This window comes from Paenalcaligenes hermetiae (assembly GCF_039543645.1).
Lineage (GTDB): Bacteria > Pseudomonadota > Gammaproteobacteria > Burkholderiales > Burkholderiaceae_B > Paenalcaligenes > Paenalcaligenes hermetiae.
Map to the genome: position 1 here is coordinate 173,245 of NZ_BAABKD010000008.1, position 21,282 is coordinate 194,526.

13 protein-coding genes are annotated in these 21,282 nt (G+C 42.0%); all 13 read right to left on the minus strand.

What is annotated here, in order from left to right; genetic code table 11:
* Positions 1-2 precede the first annotated feature (2 nt).
* Positions 3-3,164, minus strand: a complete 3,162-nt coding sequence (locus ABD980_RS05245; RefSeq protein ID WP_345370125.1) for a VPA1262 family protein — start codon at positions 3,162-3,164, stop codon at positions 3-5.
* A 93-nt stretch (positions 3,165-3,257) separates the two neighbouring features.
* Positions 3,258-4,418 (minus strand): RNA-binding domain-containing protein, encoded by a 1,161-nt coding sequence (locus tag ABD980_RS05250; protein WP_345370127.1) that lies wholly within the window; start codon positions 4,416-4,418, stop codon positions 3,258-3,260.
* Positions 4,406-7,051, minus strand: a complete 2,646-nt coding sequence (locus ABD980_RS05255; RefSeq protein WP_345370129.1) for a TrlF family AAA-like ATPase — start codon at positions 7,049-7,051, stop codon at positions 4,406-4,408. The genes ABD980_RS05250 and ABD980_RS05255 overlap by 13 nt, the downstream gene beginning before the upstream one ends.
* 126 nt (positions 7,052-7,177) lie before the next feature.
* Entirely contained in the window at positions 7,178-8,926 is a 1,749-nt protein-coding gene (locus ABD980_RS05260) for an ATP-dependent nuclease (protein WP_345370131.1), read from the minus strand.
* A gap of 37 nt (positions 8,927-8,963) precedes the next feature.
* Positions 8,964-9,998: a DNA-processing protein DprA gene (locus ABD980_RS05265; protein WP_345370133.1), complete on the minus strand. Its 1,035-nt coding sequence runs from the start codon at positions 9,996-9,998 to the stop codon at positions 8,964-8,966.
* 263 nt (positions 9,999-10,261) lie between these two features.
* Positions 10,262-12,361 carry a RecQ family ATP-dependent DNA helicase gene (locus ABD980_RS05270; RefSeq protein ID WP_345370135.1) on the minus strand — a complete coding sequence of 700 codons (2,100 nt, stop codon included), beginning with the start codon at positions 12,359-12,361 and terminating at the stop codon, positions 10,262-10,264.
* Between the two features lie 74 nt (positions 12,362-12,435).
* On the minus strand, positions 12,436-13,194 hold the full coding sequence (locus ABD980_RS05275; protein WP_345370137.1) for a phosphocholine cytidylyltransferase family protein: 759 nt from the start codon (positions 13,192-13,194) through the stop codon (positions 12,436-12,438).
* Between the two features lie 8 nt (positions 13,195-13,202).
* Positions 13,203-13,814: a gamma-glutamyl-gamma-aminobutyrate hydrolase family protein gene (locus ABD980_RS05280; RefSeq protein ID WP_345370140.1), complete on the minus strand. Its 612-nt coding sequence runs from the start codon at positions 13,812-13,814 to the stop codon at positions 13,203-13,205.
* Entirely contained in the window at positions 13,814-16,849 is a 3,036-nt protein-coding gene (locus ABD980_RS05285) for a PEP/pyruvate-binding domain-containing protein (protein WP_345370142.1), read from the minus strand. The genes ABD980_RS05280 and ABD980_RS05285 overlap by 1 nt, the downstream gene beginning before the upstream one ends.
* Entirely contained in the window at positions 16,839-18,185 is a 1,347-nt protein-coding gene (locus tag ABD980_RS05290; protein ID WP_345370144.1) for a CDP-glycerol glycerophosphotransferase family protein, read from the minus strand. The genes ABD980_RS05285 and ABD980_RS05290 overlap by 11 nt, the downstream gene beginning before the upstream one ends.
* Before the next feature lie 3 nt (positions 18,186-18,188).
* The gene (locus ABD980_RS05295) at positions 18,189-19,430 is read right to left on the minus strand and encodes an oligosaccharide flippase family protein (RefSeq protein WP_345370146.1); all 1,242 of its coding nucleotides are present in this window, start codon (positions 19,428-19,430) and stop codon (positions 18,189-18,191) included.
* 42 nt (positions 19,431-19,472) lie between these two features.
* Positions 19,473-20,150 carry a hypothetical protein gene (locus tag ABD980_RS05300; protein WP_345370148.1) on the minus strand — a complete coding sequence of 226 codons (678 nt, stop codon included), beginning with the start codon at positions 20,148-20,150 and terminating at the stop codon, positions 19,473-19,475.
* Entirely contained in the window at positions 20,147-21,271 is a 1,125-nt protein-coding gene (rfbB, locus tag ABD980_RS05305) for a dTDP-glucose 4,6-dehydratase (RefSeq protein WP_345370150.1), read from the minus strand. Before rfbB ends, ABD980_RS05300 begins: the two co-directional genes overlap by 4 nt.
* Positions 21,272-21,282 lie beyond the last annotated feature (11 nt).

Below are 21,282 nucleotides of genomic sequence, written 5' to 3' on the forward strand. Positions count from 1 at the left end.
CTTCATGCTGTTGTTTCAGCGAGTTGTTGTTGGGTTTGGTAATAGAAATTCCACAGTGCGTTCGGGTATTGCTGCCATTCTATTTGGCTTTTGAGTTGGGTCGTTTCGTTTAGCTCGCTTTTCAGTTGCTCTAACCCTAGCGTTGCTTTGCCTTGGTGCTGTATTTGATAGTGCTTTGCTAGGTTTACAAAAGCTTCCAACCACAGTGCTGTCGATAATGCGCCACTCCATTTTTTATAGTTGGCGGTGCTGGCAAGTGGTTGCTGTACTGTGCGTTGTATTGTTTTATGCAGCGTGGCTATTTCTTTTTCCAATTCTCTTTGCATGGCTGCGCTTGAATGTGCATAAAAATAAGCTGCTAGATTGGTTAACGCACCCTCATACTTATTATTGAACGCCGCTAAGCTAGTTTTTTTACACAAAGGAAGTTTTTGTTTTAAGTCGGAGAACCAAATTTCAGCTAGGTCGTTTATATCTATTCTTTCTTGCTCTAACAACGGTTGTAGAACTTTTTCATTAATCCAAGTGCCATTGTTGGATAAGTTTTTTAGCCGACCACGCATTGCATTCAGTAGGTGTTTTACATCTTTTTCGCTTAGTGCATTGGGTAGTAATTCAAAGAGTTTATTAATGGTTTCGCGCAAAGCACTTTGATTTTCTTGTGCCCTGAGTTGCAACACTAACCAGCCAAAAAAAGTAATTTGTTCGTTTTTTGGAAAATCCTGAATGGCTGTAAAAAACAATTGTGGGTTGTTCGCTTTAACCACCAATTGACTAAGCATGTTCAACCCAAACCACTGGAGCACGGCATTATCGTTATTTAGTAATAGTTGCGCTTGTTTGTTTGTTGGGTTTAATATCACTGAAAGCTGCATTGCAGACAGCGCCTGACCAAGCAGGGTGTAAAATTTGGCATTGCTTGCGTCTATTTTAAAATCATCGGTTAAGTTTTTCTTACCTGCTGTGGTTATTAAGTCGAACAGCACTTTTGGCCTGTGCTGCCACAGTATAATAATGGCGTAATATTCTGCCCAAGTCAGACTATTGGCTTTGTTATATGAATGTCGCAAGGATAATTCGATATCTAAGTTTAAAAGTTCATCCAATTTGGTTGTGTAAAAACTGGGAGCGATGGTTGATATTTCTTCATGCTCCGTTTCGGTTTGTTGTGTCGCTTGAATTAAAAAGCTTTCTAACTGATTTAGGAATCTGCTGGGTAACTCTTTCAACTTGCTAAAGCTGATGCTGGAGGTATTAGCTAAAGAAGTAGCCACTTTTAGCCACTCTGCTGCAAAGCTGTTTTGTTCTGTTTCGGTGTTTATCCAATTCACAATTCCTTTAGGTGACAGGTTGCTGAGCGGGTCGTTATCTTCTGGCTTCTTAGTTTGCTGATGTATTTTCTTACTTTCTGCAACGGGTTGTTGTGAGTCAAATAAAATTTTTGTTCCTGCATTTGTGTTTTCTTTGCTATTGGATTCCTGAATTATCTCCTGTATATAAGCACTCACTGCTAGCAATACATCTTGTGGAATAGGTGTAATTAATAGTGGGTGGTTAATCGTCGCTGACTGCAAAGAGTTTGAAAGGTGAAATCCTTGCACAGGTATGCTTTCGTTATTGAGCACCAAAACATATCTGTCATGCAGCTCGCCTTGCTTTAAACCATAAATCGTTAGATTTAGTTCACTAAGGGATTTTTGATTTTGTTCGCAGAGTTGAAGCAAGGTATTGAACCGAGTTTGTTCCCTACCCTTTTCATCTTTTTCAGTTGGGTAACTGGTAAAGACTGAATAATTACCTTTTCTAGTGCCATACAGCTTGAGCAAACTTAAACCCAATGCTTCAAAATAAGGATCAAAAATAGCGATATGATGATTTTGATACTTACTAAATAGCTTTTGGAACCATTCTAAAAACTCTAATGCACCTTCACCTTGCGATACCCCATAGCGTAAAAAGAATTTTCCTTTAGATGCTTGTGGCTTCAACAATTTAAATTTTTCACTGAGCTCGCGGTTAAGCGCTACCCACGGTTCTTTGTCTCTGCCGCCAATAGTTGTAGTTTCTGGTTTTGATTTATTCGGCGTTAAAACAGCTTGTGCTCTAGCTGAATATTTAGGCAAAATCTTTTTTTCTAACCAATCCATCTTAACAGGCTGCTGCTCGGTGCCAATTAAGTGCATATTCATGCTAATTTCTCGAATGTAAGACATACGCCAGCGGTCTTGCAGTTCAAAACTTTTGCCTTTTTTATTCAAGTAGATTTCAACTTCGATGCAGTCATAGATTTCATTAGTGATGGCATCTAGCTGAAAATCAGTTACATACGTTTGTTTAGCCTCGCAATAACTAGCTGTTTGCAGTGTTGAATAAATTAATTTTTCGAGGTTAAACAGCTTAATCAAAAACTGATAGCTAACATTGGTCTGCCGTTCTTCGGCTAGCTCAACCTTAATCGCTTGCTCTTCTCGCTGATGATTAACTTCTAGCTTGGCTCTTTCTTTATCATCCAATGAAGGAAAAACCAGAAATTCAATATTGCCTAAACGCTCTTTGTCATAGCCTAGAAAATCTAACCCAGTATCTTCTTTTAGCTTTTCAGCGATATAGGCTAGTAGGCTATTATTTTGGTTAGGGGTTTCCGCAAAAAGATTTAGTTTGTTGCTTTGCGCTATAGACGAAGATATAGCACCCGCACTTTCGTATGGGCTATGTAATGCATTATGTTCATAAGCTGATTTGTTGAACAGATATTCAGCTGGTTGAAAAACTAACTCAGCTGGGTTTAAAGCTAGATCACCAAAGTTTTTGTTAAAAAAATCATCAGCTGTTAGGTTAAGTTGCTGGCTTATTTCATCAAGAGTCTTCCCAGTACAAAAGTGCTCGAAAAATTCTTTAGTTTTTTGGCTGCTGGTAAACAAATTTAAGCGTCCTAACTTTACCCTCTCCCCTTCTATCGTTTGAGTTTTATCATTTTTGCTAAAAATCCAGCTATCACTGTCAAAGGAATAAGGCACTACCCGACCATAAACAACTCGTTTAACTATTTTTTCTGACTGACTGCCAGCAATTAAAACCCATAGCTGTATTGCACAGGGCTTTTCCGCTGCGGCAAATAAACGTGCAAAGTGTGGGTTGGTGGTGTGGGTGGCGAGAGATAGCATGGGTTTGGTTTTTAACTCTGACTCCGATAGCCCGTAAAATTTTAAGCGCGGAGTTAACAAAATTCTAAATCTTCACTAATGTCTTTAATTAGCTTACCTAGTCCGTTTAACAATAGCTTTAAACAAATTACCGTTACGGTCATCAATTAACTCAATATCTGGCCACGCACGAAGAGCGCGTAGTAAACCACTGCCCAAGCCTTTATAAGGCAAAAGCTTGGCGGCAAATGAGGCAATAATAGAGTTACGTATATTGGAGTTGCCCGCTTTGATGTTTTCTACTGTTAGGTTATTCGGTAAATGGCCTGGGCTAATAATTTCAACACGGTTGGCAAATATAAGCACTCGCACAGGGGCGCTAATAAAGTAATCGCGGTGGATTAGCGCGTTAGCGATTAACTCTTCCCAGACAATGCGTGGTACTTCGGGTTGCCCCGAGGAATTAAAGCCTTGCTCACCCTGCACGGCTCGTGTATTGGCCAACACAAAGCTTAAAGTTTGTTGGAAAACATCGGCCATTTTACCTTTGATATCTCGGCTATCTGTGTATTCTTCGCCCTCGATATCATTACCCACATAGGCCACGGCTTTCACGATAAAAGCAGGTAACGCAAACTCTGGCCGCTTGGCAAACAATAAAGCCCCTGCCAAGTTCAACCTGTTGTTGTGCATTAAATTCATGTTGGTTAAAAGCTGGGGCAACGCTTGTTGGGTGTCTGCTAATTGCTCGCCAAATTGCTGCTCAAAAAATCTTTCAAAATAAGGTAGGTCCAAATCAGCCACACCCAACTTTGAAATTGGCATTTCGTCCGCATGTACTAAGCCAGCCTGTTGGAATAAACGCTGAATTTCTTCTCTGTCATTGGCTCGGCGTTTATCAGCACCCTTTTTTACCCAAATTGAAAGTTTGCCATCTTGAGCCACCATATAAGGCTTGCTAATACCTTCGGGAATGCTCACCACCATAACCAAGCCATTTGGGTGGCTTATGTTCTCGGTAGTGGGTGTAATGGCTGGGCGCACATTGTTACCTGCTACATTGGCAATCATCTGATTTAAGCGCCCAATATCCTCAGTGGAAAGACCTTGCACTTCGCCAGAATCATACACACCAATAAATATACGCCCGCCCGTTGAATTACTAAACGCCACCATTTCTGCAGCTAGGGCATTTGCATTAGAAAAATCTTGTTTAAACTGGTGTTGGCTGTCTTCACCACGGCTTAGTATTTCTATTAGCTCTAAGGTTTCCATAGTCGGTATACCTCTTTACGGCGATTAAATGCTTCTTGCCCGCCTTCCATAATATTAATAATGGCGTTTTGTATCAGTGCCGCATCAACGCTGCCATAATTTACGCTGATATGATCATTCTCATAGGTGCAGGCTATGACTTGTTCAGCATCACCTAGCACAGGGAAGTTGGCATTATGCGTGGCAAAAATAAATTGAGTATTTATTTTCATTTCATGCAGTAACTTAATTACATCTTCATAGATGGTTTGGTTATCTAAATCGTCTTCTGGTTGATCGATTAATACCACATCATGCTGATTTTGACTGAGCACATAAAGCAATAAAGCCGAAGCTCTTTGCCCTAACGAATGCTGGCTTAGCTCTTTACCACGGTACTTAATTGAAAACACATTAGGCACTTGCCAAACAAGCAAGGTTGATAAGTTTTCCATGAAGTAACGCGTAAATACTTCTTTGCTGCCAGCCAGTTGTTCTAGCGCTTGCGGTAAGTCGCGCAATAGCTCAGCAAAATCTTGCTTTTCTTCCAACAGCTTAATAAAGGTGCTTTCGCGTAAATTACTGCCTCTAAATAACTGCTGAATAAATTGAACAGCAGCCTCTTTATTGGCTTTAAAGCTTGCTTCAATCTGCAAAGAGTTGGAGCCTTGATTCACCTTATCCAGCTCTTGTTTAATTGCTTGAAATTCTTGCAGCCACAACTGGTTTAGCTTATCTAGCTCGACAAGCAAAGAGTTATATAAAGTATCTTTTTGCGAATCTTGCTTTTCTAATACAGCCAACATTTGCTCTGCCATGCTTTTTTTCTGCTGCAAAGTTAAAAAATCACTAGCTTGTATTGTTACGCCATCATTTTCTTTTAGTTCTGTTGCTAATTGGCGCTCAATTTGGGCAAACTCTTCCTGTAAGCTGTTGCGTAGTTGGCCAAAGCTTTCTTGTTTGGTTTTAAGGCTGGCACTAACCGAATGTGCTTCACTTTCTATGGTTTTAAGCGCATCAAGTTTATTTATTAACTTATCAAACAATTGAAAACACTCATTAAAAAACTCGGCATTTTCCTTGGAAACATGACTTTTTGCATTACGCAAGCTGTCTTCATGCTCGGCCAACACGCTGGTTAGGCTAATAGCGAAGTTTTCGGCTTTTTCTTGCAGTGCTGCGAGCGCATTTGCATCTTGTTGAAAGCTCAAGCGTTTTTGTAACTTTTCTGCAACGCCTAATTGCTCAAATCTTTCTAAGCGAAAATTAGCATCCAACAACTGCTGCTTATATTCCTGCTTTTGCTCGGCGGTATTACTGTAATCCACCCAGCGCTTTGCTGCGCTTTCTACTACTGCAATTTGCTCTTGAATGGCAGCCCGTATAGAGAACAACTTTTCACCAGTCAGTTTTTCAACTAAATCCGCCTCAAAACCTTCACCCGTGCTGGATAAATCTTTCTGACCAAAATAAATAGGCTGCCTAATGATGGTTTCTTTAATAGAAATGCCGGGCTGCAATTTCCCTTGTACATATACATTTGGCGATTCGCCTAAAATGCGGCTTATTTGAAAATCTTGCCCATATATATCTTTTGCGGTTAGCGTTACCTTGCCACCACTGCCCAACAGGTGCTTTATCAAACCCTCTTTATATTTAGTATCTTGTGCTTTATCACCCCAAGGAATATTTAAGGCATAACGGATAGCTTCTAGAATGGATGATTTGCCACTGCCGCGAATACCTATCAACGTGTTTAATTCAGGCGAAAAACTAATCTCTTTACCACTTAAAATACCGCCCTCAAACTTAACGCTCGTAATATAAGAGCCCTGGTGCTTCTCTGGCTCTGCTGCCACTCTTGAATGCGGCAAACTTAAAGCGAACTTCAACGCAGGAAAACTTAATTCGCCCAATTTGATATAAGAATGCTTACCACGGCCTATCTCTTCTATTTTTTTAGGGTCGCTACCTTGCACCTCGGCTGGATACCAATCTTTCAGCCATTGTTTAACCTTATATTGATCCACAATACCCGCTTCTTGCTTGTTATAGGTTTTAACCTTCTGGAAGCCCAAGGTGTATTTGCGAAAACTCTCATTCGCACCTAGCTCTTGTATTCGCCCGCCATCTAACTCCTTCCATAAGCCACTTGGATCTTCAACATGAGCGAAAACCAAAAAGAAATCTTTATCATAGCTTTCTAGTTTTTTAATTGTTTCGATAAGAGATAACGAAGAACGGCCATTTTCTTGTTCATACTGAGCAGGCACTTTGCCTTGAAAAGCAACATTTAAAAACTGATTGATATAATCATGCCCACCTGTAATCCACTCATCAGAAAACACTACTAGTGTGTGAATGCCATTAGCGCCATCATTGACTGATAGCTCAACCCCAGGCAGTAAAGCTATGTTTTTCTTTCTGGCGGCCTTACGCAAAGCCTTAAATTCGTTGAAATCAAACTTATTATGATTGGTAATCACACCCAAACGAATACCCGCCTGCTCTAGCGCATCCACATAAGCTGCTACAAAGCTATTCTCTTCACCTGAATACTTAAACTCCTTATCTGCACGAGTATGCAAATGAAAGTCGGCTCTTATCCACTTGGCATGGTCGAGCTGTAAGTTATTAATATCGCAAAAAACCATGTTGTGCCTCTTAAAATAAATATTCAGCCTGCGCTGGTTTTAACGTGCATTCTATCAGCGTCATGCAGGAGTTTCAGTGGGAGCTTGTGAGATTAGGTGGAAGAGTTAAAGCTAAAAAACCACATACTAAGCCACTGGCTCGCATAACCACTCCAACATCTTAGTCAACTCAACATCTTTTATTACGGCATCTAAACCAGATGTTTCAATTTGCTGCTTGACGCCTGCCCAAGCTTGCTCTCTTTTTGTATTTGCATCTATTCCTAAGTAAGGCTCTATGGCACCAAGCTTCCAAAGCCAAATACCTTTCTCTTTTAACTCATCATGTAAAACTTGAATGTGCTCTTTAGCATCATCTTGTTTAGCTAACCACTCATAAGCCTGAGCAGCAGTTAAGTTCCCACCCTTAGTTGGCAAACCGTTGTTTAACTTAACCTCATTGTTACTAGAAAATATAGTTTTGCACTTAGATATTGATTCGTTATCACTACCAATCAAACCCTGTTTTATAGCACCTTGGAAAGCAAAATCTAAATCAATAATTGCTTTACAAGGGATATCCATTTCCTTCAAAATTTCTAAAGCCTTGACTGTGTTATTCACGCCACCTTGTTCAATAAAAGCTATTTTCTTTTGTCCCAGTGTTTGCTCAAAATGCTTTTCAAAAATATATGGCAATAGACGTTTTTCCGTTTTACCTTCAGATAAAACAACCGACTCTGAAAATAAAATTTGATTAGCATTTTCTAGTGAGAACAAAAGTTGATATTGGCTTGATGAGCTTTTTTCCACTTGCTCAACAGCTTCTTTTAGGGTTTTTCTTGCGTGAGTGCCTTGCTCAGTTTTTCTAATTAACAAAGTGTTTTTTATATCTTCAGCTGGAATCATTTGCGGAGAATGTGTTGAAAACACTACCTGATATCCATTTTCAGACAGGTACTTTAAGCTAGCCCTTACCTGCTCCATTGCTTGAGGGTGCAAATACAATTCTGGCTCATCTATCAATAGCAATGTGCGGGTTTTCGTTTCACTTGTTTGTTTAATTTCAGCCAGATGGCGTATTAAAGCCATTTGAACTGAGCGCTGTGTGCCGTGCCCGAATAGCGAAATATCACGATCGTACTGGTTCTCAAAAAGGCGAATCGTTGCTGAACTAAATAAGTCACTAAGCTCTGGAGTTGGAACATGAAGCTTTATATCAATTCCAGGAAAAATATCCTGTAATTTTTTACTAACAGCTTCATCAAAAGCTGTTAGCTCATCAGCTCGGCTAGAACCATCTGCGGAAAATTTATCTTTAATTCCTTGTAGGGTTGCTTTAACTGTACCTGCATGTGCTTCCTCGACTTCTGTTAAAATTTCTGCAACTAAACGCCCTATAGTATTGCTTTTCTTAAACCTAGAAACATCATCGGCAACATCTACCATTGCACCAATTTCAATAGACTCTGGAAACATTGCCTTAATAGCATTTTCTATTCCCGTTGGGTTTAGCTTCCATTCTTTATCTGCTGGATGAAAAACCATTAACTTCTGTTGTGCTACTGCGGCGTTTGGCACATCTTGGATGCGTTTAATTTTTATATTCTGGTTTTCTATAAACTCTACAATTTTTTCTCTGTGAGTCGTGCCTAATAAGTTAAGGATATCTTCAGTAATACCAGTAATTACACCTTCAACTTCTATCGGCTGAGTTCTGTCGTAAAAAACCTCTTCACCTAATTTTTCTTTTTTTAAAAGCCACTTTAAACTTGCAATGATGTTAGATTTTCCTGCGTTATTTTGCCCCACAATAGGTGTATATTTTTCTAGTCTAAAAGTTGCATCTTGAATAGATTTAAAGTTTTTAACCTTTATTAAAGATATAAATTGCATCGTTTACTCCCTTTATTTTTTATATGTATCAAAAGCTTCACCTATCGGCATTGAGGGATACAGCCTGATAACGCACAGGGCGATGCAACTTCTGCACTACTCCTTCATTAACTGCACGTTTCAGCCAAGCATTGATTTGTGTTTTATGAAGGTCAGTTTTTTCAATCAGCTCATCAACGGTCACAGGTTTTTTGGCTAAATGTTGGAGTTCAGATACGAATAACTGATAAAAATCTATAGCGTCTGCGCTGACAGCTGGTTCGTTTATTTCTTGCCCACTGTCTTTTTCTGGCGTGAAACCTAATGTTAAATTTGGTTCTGGCTCAGCAAACAATTCAGACTGTGTGGGCGAAGAAAAAAGGTCCTCTATTTGATCCCCGACTTGATTGGTGCGCACACTTTCATCGTTAATTAGATCCCTAATATTAAAGGTTCGAATATTTGCTTCTAGCCAGCGCCCGCCTTTTGCTACCAAATCAGCATTAGCTGCATCTTTGTCGTTTGTTTGCTTCACCCACAACGGCACCCATGCTTTTTTTAGGTTTTCTTCGGCTCCATTTATTGTACCGCCTTTTTTACCTGAATGAATGACCAGTGAGCTATCTGCCAGGCAGTAAATATATTTGTTACGCGCCATGGCATTGCCAACATTAAAGCCAGCCTCGGGGTAGAAAGGCGATACCAATACTGCATGGCCATCCATTAAACCTTTGCGCCATTTGCTGCTGGTCGCCGCTTTTAGCAGGCTGTCGGCCATTACACCAATTACCGCACCGCCTTGTTTTAAAGCGCTAAGCATTGCCGTTTCATCCACGCCTCGTGCGCCACCAGAAACAATGGTTATGCCTTCGCTTGCTGCTTTCGCCCCTATTTGGTCGGTAAAATCCAAATCAAGTTGGCTGGCATTGCGTGAGCCAATTACAGCTAGGCCGCCAGCGTTCAATAATGCTTTATTGCCACAGCCAAACAGTACCGGTGGTGAAGCGGTTCTTAAGCGCTGTTTTAAACGCCTTGGGTATTCAGGATCAGAGCGAGTAATAACCCAAAGGCCGGCTCTTTGCCATTTTTCCATAGCCAAAGCGAGACTATGGCCGCGACCTAATAGCTCACTAATTCGTTCCACACTGATACGCGCATCATGCCAACCTTGCAGCAGTGCTATTGAGTCGTTCGCTAACAAATCAGCTGGTGTAATTGATTTTTCTTTTAGCCACAAAGCAAAGCGCTCCCACTCAGCATTAGTTAGTGGCTTAGCAGCTTCACGGTTGACTTTTGAAAAGTGACTCGTCAGCAACAATGTTGCTTGCGCTGTAGGTGACAACAAATTGGATACATTCATGAATCTTTAACCGATGAAGAAGCAAGTGCAACGGGATAGACTATTCCACTGCCTGCTTGCTGTAAAAGTGCCGCAATAACCGTAAGTGTCCAGCCTGAATCAATAATATCATCCACTAGTAAAACTGGCTCGCTTGGAATGCCGTTTTCAATACCAAAAACACCATCTAAATTGCGGCACTGGTGAAAGCGGTTCTGTTGGGCTTTTTGCGGCTGATTATTTTTAACTTTATGAACAGCATCTAAAAAAGGCAGTTTTAATCGCGCAGCCAACCGACGGGCAAAGTCTGGCACTAACTCCGTGTGGTTAAGCGATGGCACACAGCATACCCATTGAGGTGCAGGATTAGGCTGCCAACGTTGTTGAATCATTTCTGCCATGGCTTCAACTAAGTCATCACTAAAACGCCCTGCATGCTTGTTATCAGCAACCGTACGACCCCAGCCAGCATCTCCCCAACGCGATAAAACACGGCCTTCTTGAGCACGAAGCTGCTGGGGCAAATTGCCTCTGAACCCATATTCAGGAAATGCATTGGCTGCCACCTGCGCTTTTGGAGTAATTACCATTTCCGCGTGCTTTAGGAAGGTAGCTGCACGATACGCCAAGGTGGGGTCTACGTATGTACTAATAATTGATTCACCCAAACAAGATGAACATTTGCCGCAAGGATTTGGGTCAGGATCGTCTAACGCCTGCTGCAAAAAAGTCATCTTACATCCCGTATCTTCTAAATAAGCTTGGACTTCCTGCCACTCCTGTACCCGCTGCTCTGTTAGGTGAGCAATTCGAGCGCGATCCATTTGATAATGCACGGGCGTTCTTAACCAGCTATTGCCAGCTTTGATAACGGGAGCTGGGTTCTCCACACTCAACAGCTTTAATACTTTCTCAATCTGCCCATAGCGTAGGTTGGTTTGCTCTTCAAGGCGGCGAATTGACAAACCTTCACTCTGCTCCAGAGTCCTTAAAATCTCATTAACCTGCGCCTCAGGAGGAAAGGCTGAATCACGGAAAAACTCGTGAATGTCCTGATCTTCCACACCTGACATCAACACGCCCACCGCATGCTCAATACCGCGACCAGCACGGCCCACCTGCTGGTAATAGGCAACGATAGAGCCCGGTGCCTGGTAGTGAATCACAAAACTTAAATCGGGCTTGTCATAACCCATCCCCAAAGCTGTCGTAGCCACGAGCACCTTTAGCTGGTTATTGAGCAGCAATTCTTCCAGATGCTGGCGGTAAGCATTACTATTTTCAAAACCATCGGCCTCAACACTGCCATAATAAGCCTTTGCATCTATACCATTAGCATTTAGCCATTTCGCAACTTGTTCGGCGTCTCGTACCGTTAAGGTATAAACGATGCCAGTGCCCGGCAAAGTGGGTATTATTTGTGCCAACCAAGCCAAACGAGACGCCTGATCTGGCAGTACCATGGTTTGTAACGCAAGGCTTTCACGCACTAGTGAACCGCGATGAATCTGTATGTCGCCTAACTGTGCCTGAATATCCTCAACTACGCGATTGTTAGCTGTTGCTGTGGTCCCCAGCACCGGTGTATTAGCAGGTAATTGACGAAGAATACTAACTATGCGGCGATAATCGGGGCGAAAGTCATGGCCCCAATCAGAAATACAATGTGCTTCATCAATTACCATCAGCGCAATACGGTCGGCAATGGGCTGCAAGACTGTTTCGATAAAGCTGTCGTTAGCCAAGCGCTCAGGGGAAATCAGCAAGCAGTCGACCTGATTTTTAAGAATACGCTGAGTTACCGCCTGCCAGTCATCTTGATTGGTGGAGTTCATGGTTTCAGCGACAATACCCAAACGCTGCGCCGATTCAATCTGGTTGCGCATTAAGGCCAGCAAAGGCGAGACGATAATAGTTGGCCCCATTCCGCGATCACGAAAGATTTTTGCACTAATAAAGTAAACCGAGCTTTTACCCCAACCGGTACGCTGCACCACCAACAACTTCTGCCGCAGGTTCACTAGGGCATCAATAGCTTCCCACTGGCCATCACGAAATTCGGCATTAGGATTCGCCAGCGCGGTTTGTAGTAATTGAAGGGCTTGGGTACGATTCATCTTCATTCCATTGTTTTTATAGTTAACTGCTCGTAAATTTTGCTAGTAGCGGGTTGTTTTAAACTAAAACTCTTTTATAGAAACAAGTCTTCTTGTGCTTCATAGGCCTTCAAATCTTCCACACTATCCACTTCTAACCAACCATTATTAATAAGCGCTGCTTGGGCATGCCAGCCACTATCAATTAAATGCTGTAACAGGCTGGTCATGTACATATTGTTGTAATCTTTGCCATCGTAGGTTGCTGTTTTATCCATTTTTTTATAATGGTTAATAAAGTCAGCAACTTTATTAGCTGATATTTTAATTAAGCCTATATATTGTGCTTGTGCGTCTTCGGGCGTTTGTGGTTTTTTTCCCAACTCCAGTACTTTTCCTTCATCAGTCATTTTGAAGGTTTCTGCGTCATCGAGTGGGTTTTCCATGCGCATTTTCCACAGGTCATACCAATCTAAATCGGCAGCCACCACAATATCGCCCTCTGTGGCTAGCAGCTTTTGGAACACTCTCGGCTCAAAAACAATATCGCCGTAGCTAATAATTAAATCTTCATTGGGCTGCATAAATTCTTCGGCAGCAAATAACGTAGCAACCATATTGGTTTGGTCGTATAAGTCGTTTCTGTATTGAGCTAAACCAGGCGCCACCAATTTTTCTTGTAAATAGCCTGCGACAAGTGCGATGTCTTTATCTTCTACCCCGCATTGCTTTAATGCGTCCAGTTGGTGGTGCAGTAAAGGCTTGCCTTTTAGCTCCACCATGCACTTTGGACGATTGTTTGTTAAAGGGCGTAAACGGGTACCTTGCCCTGCTGCTAAAATAATTACTTTCATAATAAAACCTAAATTCTTGAATTGAATAACTCAGACAATAGCTTTTTATCTGTTTCAGGCAGGTTAGCTTCACGCTCTGGGTGCCACATTATTCCTAGCCAAGGAAATCTTTTGTGCTTGATGGCTTTAACGACACCATCTTGCGTGCATGCCAATACTTCTAAACCCTCGCCTAACGTTTCTTGGGTGATAGCAAAGTTGTGGTAGCTGTTTACATCGGTATAGCCTTGGTTTTTTGCCCATTCACCTTGGAGTGTTTGCCTTGTTGCCACATGGCCAGTGACTGACACCAAACTGCCGCCGCAATATTGATTGAGCATTTGTGTACCACGGCATATTGCTAACACGGGTATGCTGTGAGTTTTTGCATAATCTAGTAGGCGCACTTCCAATTGGTCACGCTGTGGGTACTCACCGATATCGTTACCGCTGTTAATAAGTATGGCATCCGTTTGAAAAGCCTCAATATAGTTCTCAGCTTCGTATAACTCGCTGCATAAGGGTATCGGCAAGTAACCTAAATCAAAAAATATCTTTGCTAGACGTACATCCATGCCATCGCGCTCTTCATCGCGGCCGGGAACAGGATCACGCCGCTGGCTGATAAGTATTTTTTTCATCAGTGAATGACCTTCATGGTGTGGTTGGCTGCATCAAGCTCTAGGGTTTTTGCATGTTTCACTTTGTTGTAAAGCTGTTCGCCCACGCCAATGGCTGCGGGCAAACCAAACTCGGCTGAGCGGATTGCCATGTGCGAGTTTGCACCACCATACATGGTAATTAGTCCTGCTATTTTTTGGCCAAAAAGCCAGTCATAACCAGGGTCAGCTTGGGGAATAAGCACTATACAACCTGCCACATTATGCTGTTCTTCATTATTTTCTAGTAATACAACTTTTGCTGTTACCCTCGACGAGCCAATAAAGTTGGGCTTATCTGCTGTTAGCACGAAGGCGTCAAAATCTTTTTCACTGGTAATTAATGGAGGTAACTGGCAAGCGCGACTCACGCTGCGTTCGTATGTATTTTTAGCGGCCACGTGCTTAAGTTGTTCGCTTAAGTTAGCTATGGGTAAATCGGAATTAAACGCGGCTTGTAAATCAAAATAGGAGATGTTTGCTAACTCTTTAAGGCTTAAATTGTACTTTTCACCTTCTTTGGCAATTAGGCTGAGTGCTGCTGATAAGCTACGAGAAAAAATAAATTTTGCTTTTTCACGCCCTTCTACGGCCTGAGTCATAAAGCGCTCAAATTGCTCATCGGTTGCTTTAAAACCCAACCCTCTTAATTTAGTAAAAAACACTGTCTTTTCTTTATGCCATTGTTCAATTTTAGGGGATTCACGTACAGGCTCTACGGCTTGCTCAACAATGGGCTTCAAGAAGCGCTCGGCATCATCCCAATAAGCGGGCGATGTGATGTCGTAAGTGCCTGGGCGTAAATGGCCGTAAGTTTGTACAAACTCATCCCATGTCTTTTGACCTTGCGCTGTTAGCCAAGCATCAACGCTTAACTCATGAGACACAGTTTCAACGGTTTCCATAAAGCCTTCTTGTGCAGTGTCACTTAACCAGCCTTGCTGTACGGCTTCTTTTAAGAAAGTAGCTGCCACAAAACCGCTTCGTGCCAAGTGTGAAAAGGGTAAGGTGCCGTAGGTTTTACAGTTTTCTAATAGCAGAAATATTTTTTCTTTATTGTCTAACGCCTGATTATTTATAACGGCTTGGTAGCGGGTTTCAAGCTCGTTAAGCACATCCAAGTCTTGCTGAGTACGGCTTAATGCGTTTTGTGTAATCTCAAACAGGCCGGTCTTGAGTTCGTTAAGCTCAGCTTGATTTAGCCCCGCCTGCTTGCTTAAACGCTCTTCCCATTTTGAAAACTTGGGACCAAAGCAAGTGGGCACCACGTCGAATTCCACTTTGTCATGAAGGTGTGGGTGCTTTTCTAACCATTCAAGGTAAAAGTTGATCAGTTTTTCAGTGAGTTCAGCCGAAATATTTTTAGGCGTAAACGAGTTAAAACTTGCTCGAATATCAATGTAAGGTTTGCCTGCAAACACATGCAACAACGGCTGTGGACGCACGTCTTTATATCCATATTCTGCACGTTGGGTTGCCCATACTTCGTTTAAAATAAGATGCTGGTAGAGGCTAATTGCTAGTTGCCCGGGGTTGGTGCCAATAATTTCGGCTGGATTCCAATCGGGCATAATGCCAAACAAGCCTTGAGCCCCCTTTACTTGCGGAGCAGGTGTTTGCAAGCGCTGCCATTTTTTGGCGGCGTTGCGTTGTAACTCCAACACGTGCTTCGTGCTAATTTGATTGGCTTTATTGTTCAGTGCGGCAATAGGGCGAGCTTGCAGCAAATACACGGTGTTATTACTGTCTAGTGCAAACTCGATATCCAGCGCATCGTAATTTAAAAGTGCTTCTACTTCTTTAATGGCAGCAACTAAAACCTTTAGGGCTTCGCTGGGCAGCGCGTCTGTTTGAGCATCTTTTCTTAGCACCAAGCACTTGTGTCCAGTTGAGTAGCCTGAGGTAATGCTTTCTGTATCGCTGCTTTCATCGTAATTAACAACATAAAAAGGGGCGCCCTGTTCTAGGGTACGAGTAAATGCCACCCCGCTAAGCATTACATCCTTCACCATTGGCTGCACTAATACTTGATCGTCAGACTGGCAATCGGCGTAAGAAGCAATAACCGTTTCAATGGCAGACACAAGCTCTGTTTCAGGATTAACGTTTAAAACACTGGTGTATGCGCCGGCATTAGAGTGGGTAAAAGCGTCTTCACTTTTAGCGCTTGAGCGAACCACCAAGAGTTGCTTAGAAAACTTAGCTAGAATCTTTTGTTGAATTTTTTCAGGCGTTTCTTTCCACTCTTCAACAGTAAACGCAACTTGCTCTAACACCGTTGAGTGTTTCACCATGCTGCTCAAACGCAACAGGGTTTCAGCTTTAGTACCTAAAATAAAATGAGCAATGTCTTGCGGTTGTCTTAACTCTGCCCAGTCACCCTGCGCATCAATCACGGCTGTGCTAGCACCTTGTATGCGCAATAACTCAACTAAGTCTGAAAGTGTTAATTGCTCGACGAGATCTGATTGGATCGCTTTAAGTTCTTGGATATATTTTAAGGCTTTGCCTGAAAAACGAACCAAACCGATAAACTCACCGTTAGCCCATTCAACAGGAATGTTTTGGCCAGCTCGCTGCAACTGGCCGTTATGCACAATTACTTTTTCTGATGCGGCCAAGTCATCCGAACTTCTATCAGCAAAACGTTGCTTCCAGAGACTGTCATAAACCAGGGTAACGTCGGCAGTACTGTCATTAAGCTTACGCAGTAGGTTTGGACGATACAGAATATCGGCATAGCTTGCTGTAATACTTTCTGTATTTAAATCGGCACAGAGCAGGCTAAAAGCACTTTTGGTGGTTTCCCAACGCTCGTTAATGAGTAATTGAGCGTGCTGACGAAGTGACTCAAACTTATCAGCGGCATAACCAATCACAATTTGTGGCTTGTTATAAGCACTCATGGCATTAAGCTGCCAATCAAATAAAGATTTGCCATTAACCTCGGCAAGTAACGCAGGTGACTTACCTTCGTGTGGCGCACCGGCGGCAAGAATAATAAAACTAGATGTCATTTCTATAACCTAAAGACTGCTTTAAATCGTGAATAATTCGTTCTGATGGGAGCTGATATTGATAGTACTGTTCTAAATATTGATTAAAAAACTGGGTGTTTTGCGCTGTTTTCTTATCATTATTAATGAGACTTTTAACAAAATCTTCTATTTGTTCAGGCGAGTGAGCCTTTTGATACACACCAATAACCCCCTTACCAAAGTCATTGAGAAAATTATTGATATCGGTATCGCCAATCAAATATAAGCACGGCTTTTGCGTGAAGGCATACTCAACAATAAATGAGCTGCAATCGTGAATGATGGCGTCGGATTGTAAAAACAAATCATCGTAAGCACCATCATCAAACTGGGTGTATTCTTGTTCTAGCCAAAACTGATAGTAAGCGTCAGCCTTTTCTTTGCCCCAAGCAGGATGTACATATAAATTGGCAAGTAAATTAGGGTGCGGCTTAAATGACCAAGCAATACTTTTTTGATACTTAATGGCTAGCTCTTTTATAGCTTCTGAATTCTCTATAAAGGTAGATATTTTTTCAAGACCTATCATGTTATTTAGAATTGTATGATGCGGCGCATAAATTATCTTTATTTTACCTTGCGCATTATCTTTCCAAACGGAACTAGCGCGTATGGGTTTAAGCGCTTCTTTATAAATATATTCCACAGAAGGATAACCGGTTACAACACTGCTTTTAATGGCTCGTTTATCAAATTTTTTAAGCTCTGACATTATTTCATTATGGGGCCAGTATATTTTCCACATCGAAAGTAAGAATGGATAATAAATGCCATTAAACTTAAGCGAACTCCCTTTCAAATGAGTTGTTGCCATAAAAAAATAGGGGATATAAAAGCACAGTTTTTTACTAAATAAGTCGGAATAATAAGTTTTATTTCTTGCCACATCGTAAGGTTCGGAAAAAAAAATGAGGTCGGCTTTTTCTAATTCATCTATAACGCTTTGACTATCTGAAAAGTGTGAATATGCCTCGTAGCCTTTGCTCTGAAAAAAGTGGGTGATATCTGCCACCCGAGCCATTTGATTATTCAGATCCCATTTATGAAAAGGCGTTACAATAATGAATGGACTAAATAGCGTATCCTGCTGCATCAAGCGAAAGACCTCATCTACTTTCCACTTGCTTTTTTCTGATACCAAGAAAGCAACTCTTAGTGTTTGCTTTCCTTGCAGCGCTTTAATCAATTGCGTATGTTTTTTAGGAATATTCCGCAATAGCTGATTATATTGCCATGCGTCATACGTTATCTGTTTTATTGGACGTAATACGTCTTTTATAAAATCAGGCATCCATTTTTTTAAATAACTAATCATTAACTATTTTGTCCATTTAAGCTTGCTAGTTAATTTGATAAACATAATGACTCGAATGCTTAGTGAAATGCACTCGGCCACCAATACCGAATAAGCAACATTGATGGCCGTTATGCCTTCTAAAAAATAAAGGACAATGAGTGTCAAAAACAAGAAGCCGCCACTAATCATCACACTTTTATTGGCGATATCCACACGTCTTAAAGAGGCAAATGCGGGGTAGCCCATAAACACCGAGACAAACCCAACAAATCCAGTGAGAATGAAAACGCGTAGTATTTCACTACCCTGAGTAAATTCGGCACCAAACAACAGCGTTAGCACCCAGTCGGCGTAAATATAACCAATGCTAGCAGGTACAAGCATAACGAGCGACAAGCCTGCCACCACTTTTAGTAGAAGCTTGGAGTTACCTGTGTTGGCCATATAAGGGTAAAGCGCTTGGCTGAATGGATAGATTAAACTTTTGAATGCGTTATAGAGCTTTTCACTTGCACCATAAAACCCCACCTGGGCAGAAGCCACATGTCCCGCCAAAACAAGCACCCCTACAGAAGCAGAACCTGTATAAAATACTCTCGATGCAAAGAACTGACTGCTATGTACAAGCATCAGTTTAATTAATCGTTTGGATGGTTTCACAAAAGAAAACCCTTCGCGCTTGATCAGCCAGTTGGCCAAGAGGCATGCCAGCATGGTGGCTATGGCATTACACATAAGGGCGAGGTCGTAGTCGTCTTTGTGCTTAACAAGCAAGAATACAATCACCACATACACCATGCGTGAGGCAATGGTGGAATACGTAATTAGCTTCATTTTTTCTATGCCCTGAAATAACCAAGGCGACATAAAGGCCTGAAAAAACACCGTAAGGTAAATGGCTGCAATAGCCAACGCGGTATAGTTCACTGCAAAAATGAGGTAGAGAGCAATACCGAAAAACACCAGAGCCAATAGCAACAGCTTTAAGCTGTAAATAGCCGTAATGACTTTAGAGATATAACGTATTTGATTTTGTTTGCGTGAAATTAAATAGGTGGCTGACAAGTTAAAGCCAAAATCGGTACAGACGTTGGAAATAACGGTCAGGCTCAGTGCCGCTATCATTAAACCAAAACCATCTGCCCCTAAGGTACGCGACAAATATGGTAATACAATAAACGGTGCCACATAGGTAAACAGCTGCATGATGATCAATGCAGAGGTGTTTTTAAATAAGCGGTGGGAAGTGAGTTTTTTTAGCATGATGTGTTATTTATTTGCTCTTACCTGAGCGTGCTCAGTGATTTACGTGTAATTACGATTTGCAAATTTATCATTTATCCCCTTCAACGCCTGCTGCGCCTTCTCACTCGAATACTGCTCTAACGCCACAGCCGGTAACAAGGTACTAAACACTTCTAAGCACTGGGTAATCTTAAACAGGTAAGCTATCGACTGTTGCGCTGGGCGGTTGTTACGTATTTTAAACTGGTGCCAAGCACCAAGCTTACGCTTAGGGCCTGTGCCTGCAATATAACGCTGCACCATCTCTTCGACGATTTGTTCGGTCTGTGAGCAGTTAACCAGGCAACGTTCAATACCTGTATGCACGGTTGCTTCCATAACCTTGGCTGAGCGATTGGCATACATACGCGCTACTAGCATATAGCCCACAAAAATAACACCGAGCGCGGCCACACCTACGCCCGTAAGCACGGGAAAGGTGAACTTGTATGGAATAACACCCATGCCTTTATCAGCAAGAAACACCACGAAGCCCCAAAACACCATCACCACTGAGAATAAAAACATCAGCATCTGTACGATGACGTTGGTGTTGGAGTCGAAGTCTTCACGCAGCTGGGTAATACCGGTATTTAAGCGCTCTATCGAGCGATTGACCAAAGAAAACTTAGGCGAGATGGGATACAGGCGCGCACCTGATCCACCTGCTAAGACTATTCCTTTTGTATTGCTGCTCACTCTATGACTCCTAAACGTTCACGTTGGTAGCTGCCGTCTTGAACATTTTTACACCACTGTTGATTATCTAAATACCACTGTACAGTTTTACGTATACCTGACTCAAAGGTTTCCTGTGGCTGCCAATTAAGTTCTTTGGCTATTTTACTGGCATCAATGGCATAACGGCGATCATGACCAGGTCGGTCTGTGACGTAGGTAATTAACGATTTATAGCTTTGTCCTTTTTGTCCTAACAGCTGATCTTTATTTGGAGCTAATTCATCTAAAATCTCACAGATCGTTTCGACAACTTCGATATTTTTCTTTTCATTGTGGCCACCGATATTATAGGTCTCACCAATTTTACCTTCGGTAACGACTTTATATAAAGCGCGGGCATGGTCTTCTACATAAAGCCAATCCCGGATTTGATCCCCTTTACCGTAAATGGGCAACGGTTTGCCTTCTAAGGCATTCAATATCACCAAGGGGATCAGCTTTTCTGGAAAATGATAAGGGCCGTAGTTGTTAGAGCAGTTTGTAATCAATGTGGGAAAGCCATAGGTACGCAACCAGGCTCTAACCAAATGATCGGAGCTGGCTTTACTTGCACTGTAGGGGGAGCTTGGTTCGTAAGACGTGGTTTCGGTGAATAAAGGTAGCTCATGCGGGGCCAAGGCGGGAGCCTCATCTGGATGTAGTAGATCCCCATATACCTCGTCCGTACTGATATGATGGAATCGGAAAGCTTTTTTACGCTGACCGTCTAAGCCATTCCAATAAGCCCTAGCTGCCTCTAATAAAGTGTAGGTACCGACGATATTGGTTTGAATAAATTCTGCTGGACCGTCAATGGAGCGGTCTACGTGGCTTTCTGCGGCTAGGTGCATTACGGCATCAGGCTGATGCTGTTTGAATACACGGTCTAATTCAGCGCGGTCGCAGATATCTACTTGTTCGAACGCATAGCGATCACTATTACTGACAGGAGCTAGTGACTCTAGATTACCAGCATAAGTTAGCTTATCAAGGTTCACTACGCTGTCTTGGGTGTTCTCAATAATATGGCGTATCACAGCTGAGCCAATAAAACCTGCCCCGCCCGTTACTAATATTTTATAAGTACCATTTACAACCATTACAACCACTC

Excerpts from the sequence above, each read along its gene's own strand:
- ABD980_RS05245 (WP_345370125.1), bottom strand. The coding sequence starts at position 3,164 with ATGCTATCTCTCGCCACCCACACCACCAACCCACACTTTGCACGTTTA.
- ABD980_RS05250 (WP_345370127.1), bottom strand. The coding sequence starts at position 4,418 with ATGGAAACCTTAGAGCTAATAGAAATACTAAGCCGTGGTGAAGACAGC.
- ABD980_RS05255 (WP_345370129.1), bottom strand. The coding sequence starts at position 7,051 with ATGGTTTTTTGCGATATTAATAACTTACAGCTCGACCATGCCAAGTGG.
- ABD980_RS05260 (WP_345370131.1), bottom strand. The coding sequence starts at position 8,926 with ATGCAATTTATATCTTTAATAAAGGTTAAAAACTTTAAATCTATTCAA.
- ABD980_RS05265 (WP_345370133.1), bottom strand. The coding sequence starts at position 9,998 with ATGGAAAAATGGCAAAGAGCCGGCCTTTGGGTTATTACTCGCTCTGAT.
- ABD980_RS05270 (WP_345370135.1), bottom strand. The coding sequence starts at position 12,361 with ATGAATCGTACCCAAGCCCTTCAATTACTACAAACCGCGCTGGCGAAT.
- ABD980_RS05275 (WP_345370137.1), bottom strand. The coding sequence starts at position 13,194 with ATGAAAGTAATTATTTTAGCAGCAGGGCAAGGTACCCGTTTACGCCCT.
- ABD980_RS05280 (WP_345370140.1), bottom strand. The coding sequence starts at position 13,814 with ATGAAAAAAATACTTATCAGCCAGCGGCGTGATCCTGTTCCCGGCCGC.
- ABD980_RS05285 (WP_345370142.1), bottom strand. The coding sequence starts at position 16,849 with ATGACATCTAGTTTTATTATTCTTGCCGCCGGTGCGCCACACGAAGGT.
- ABD980_RS05290 (WP_345370144.1), bottom strand. The coding sequence starts at position 18,185 with ATGATTAGTTATTTAAAAAAATGGATGCCTGATTTTATAAAAGACGTA.
- ABD980_RS05295 (WP_345370146.1), bottom strand. The coding sequence starts at position 19,430 with ATGCTAAAAAAACTCACTTCCCACCGCTTATTTAAAAACACCTCTGCA.
- rfbB (WP_345370150.1), bottom strand. The coding sequence starts at position 21,271 with ATGGTTGTAAATGGTACTTATAAAATATTAGTAACGGGCGGGGCAGGT.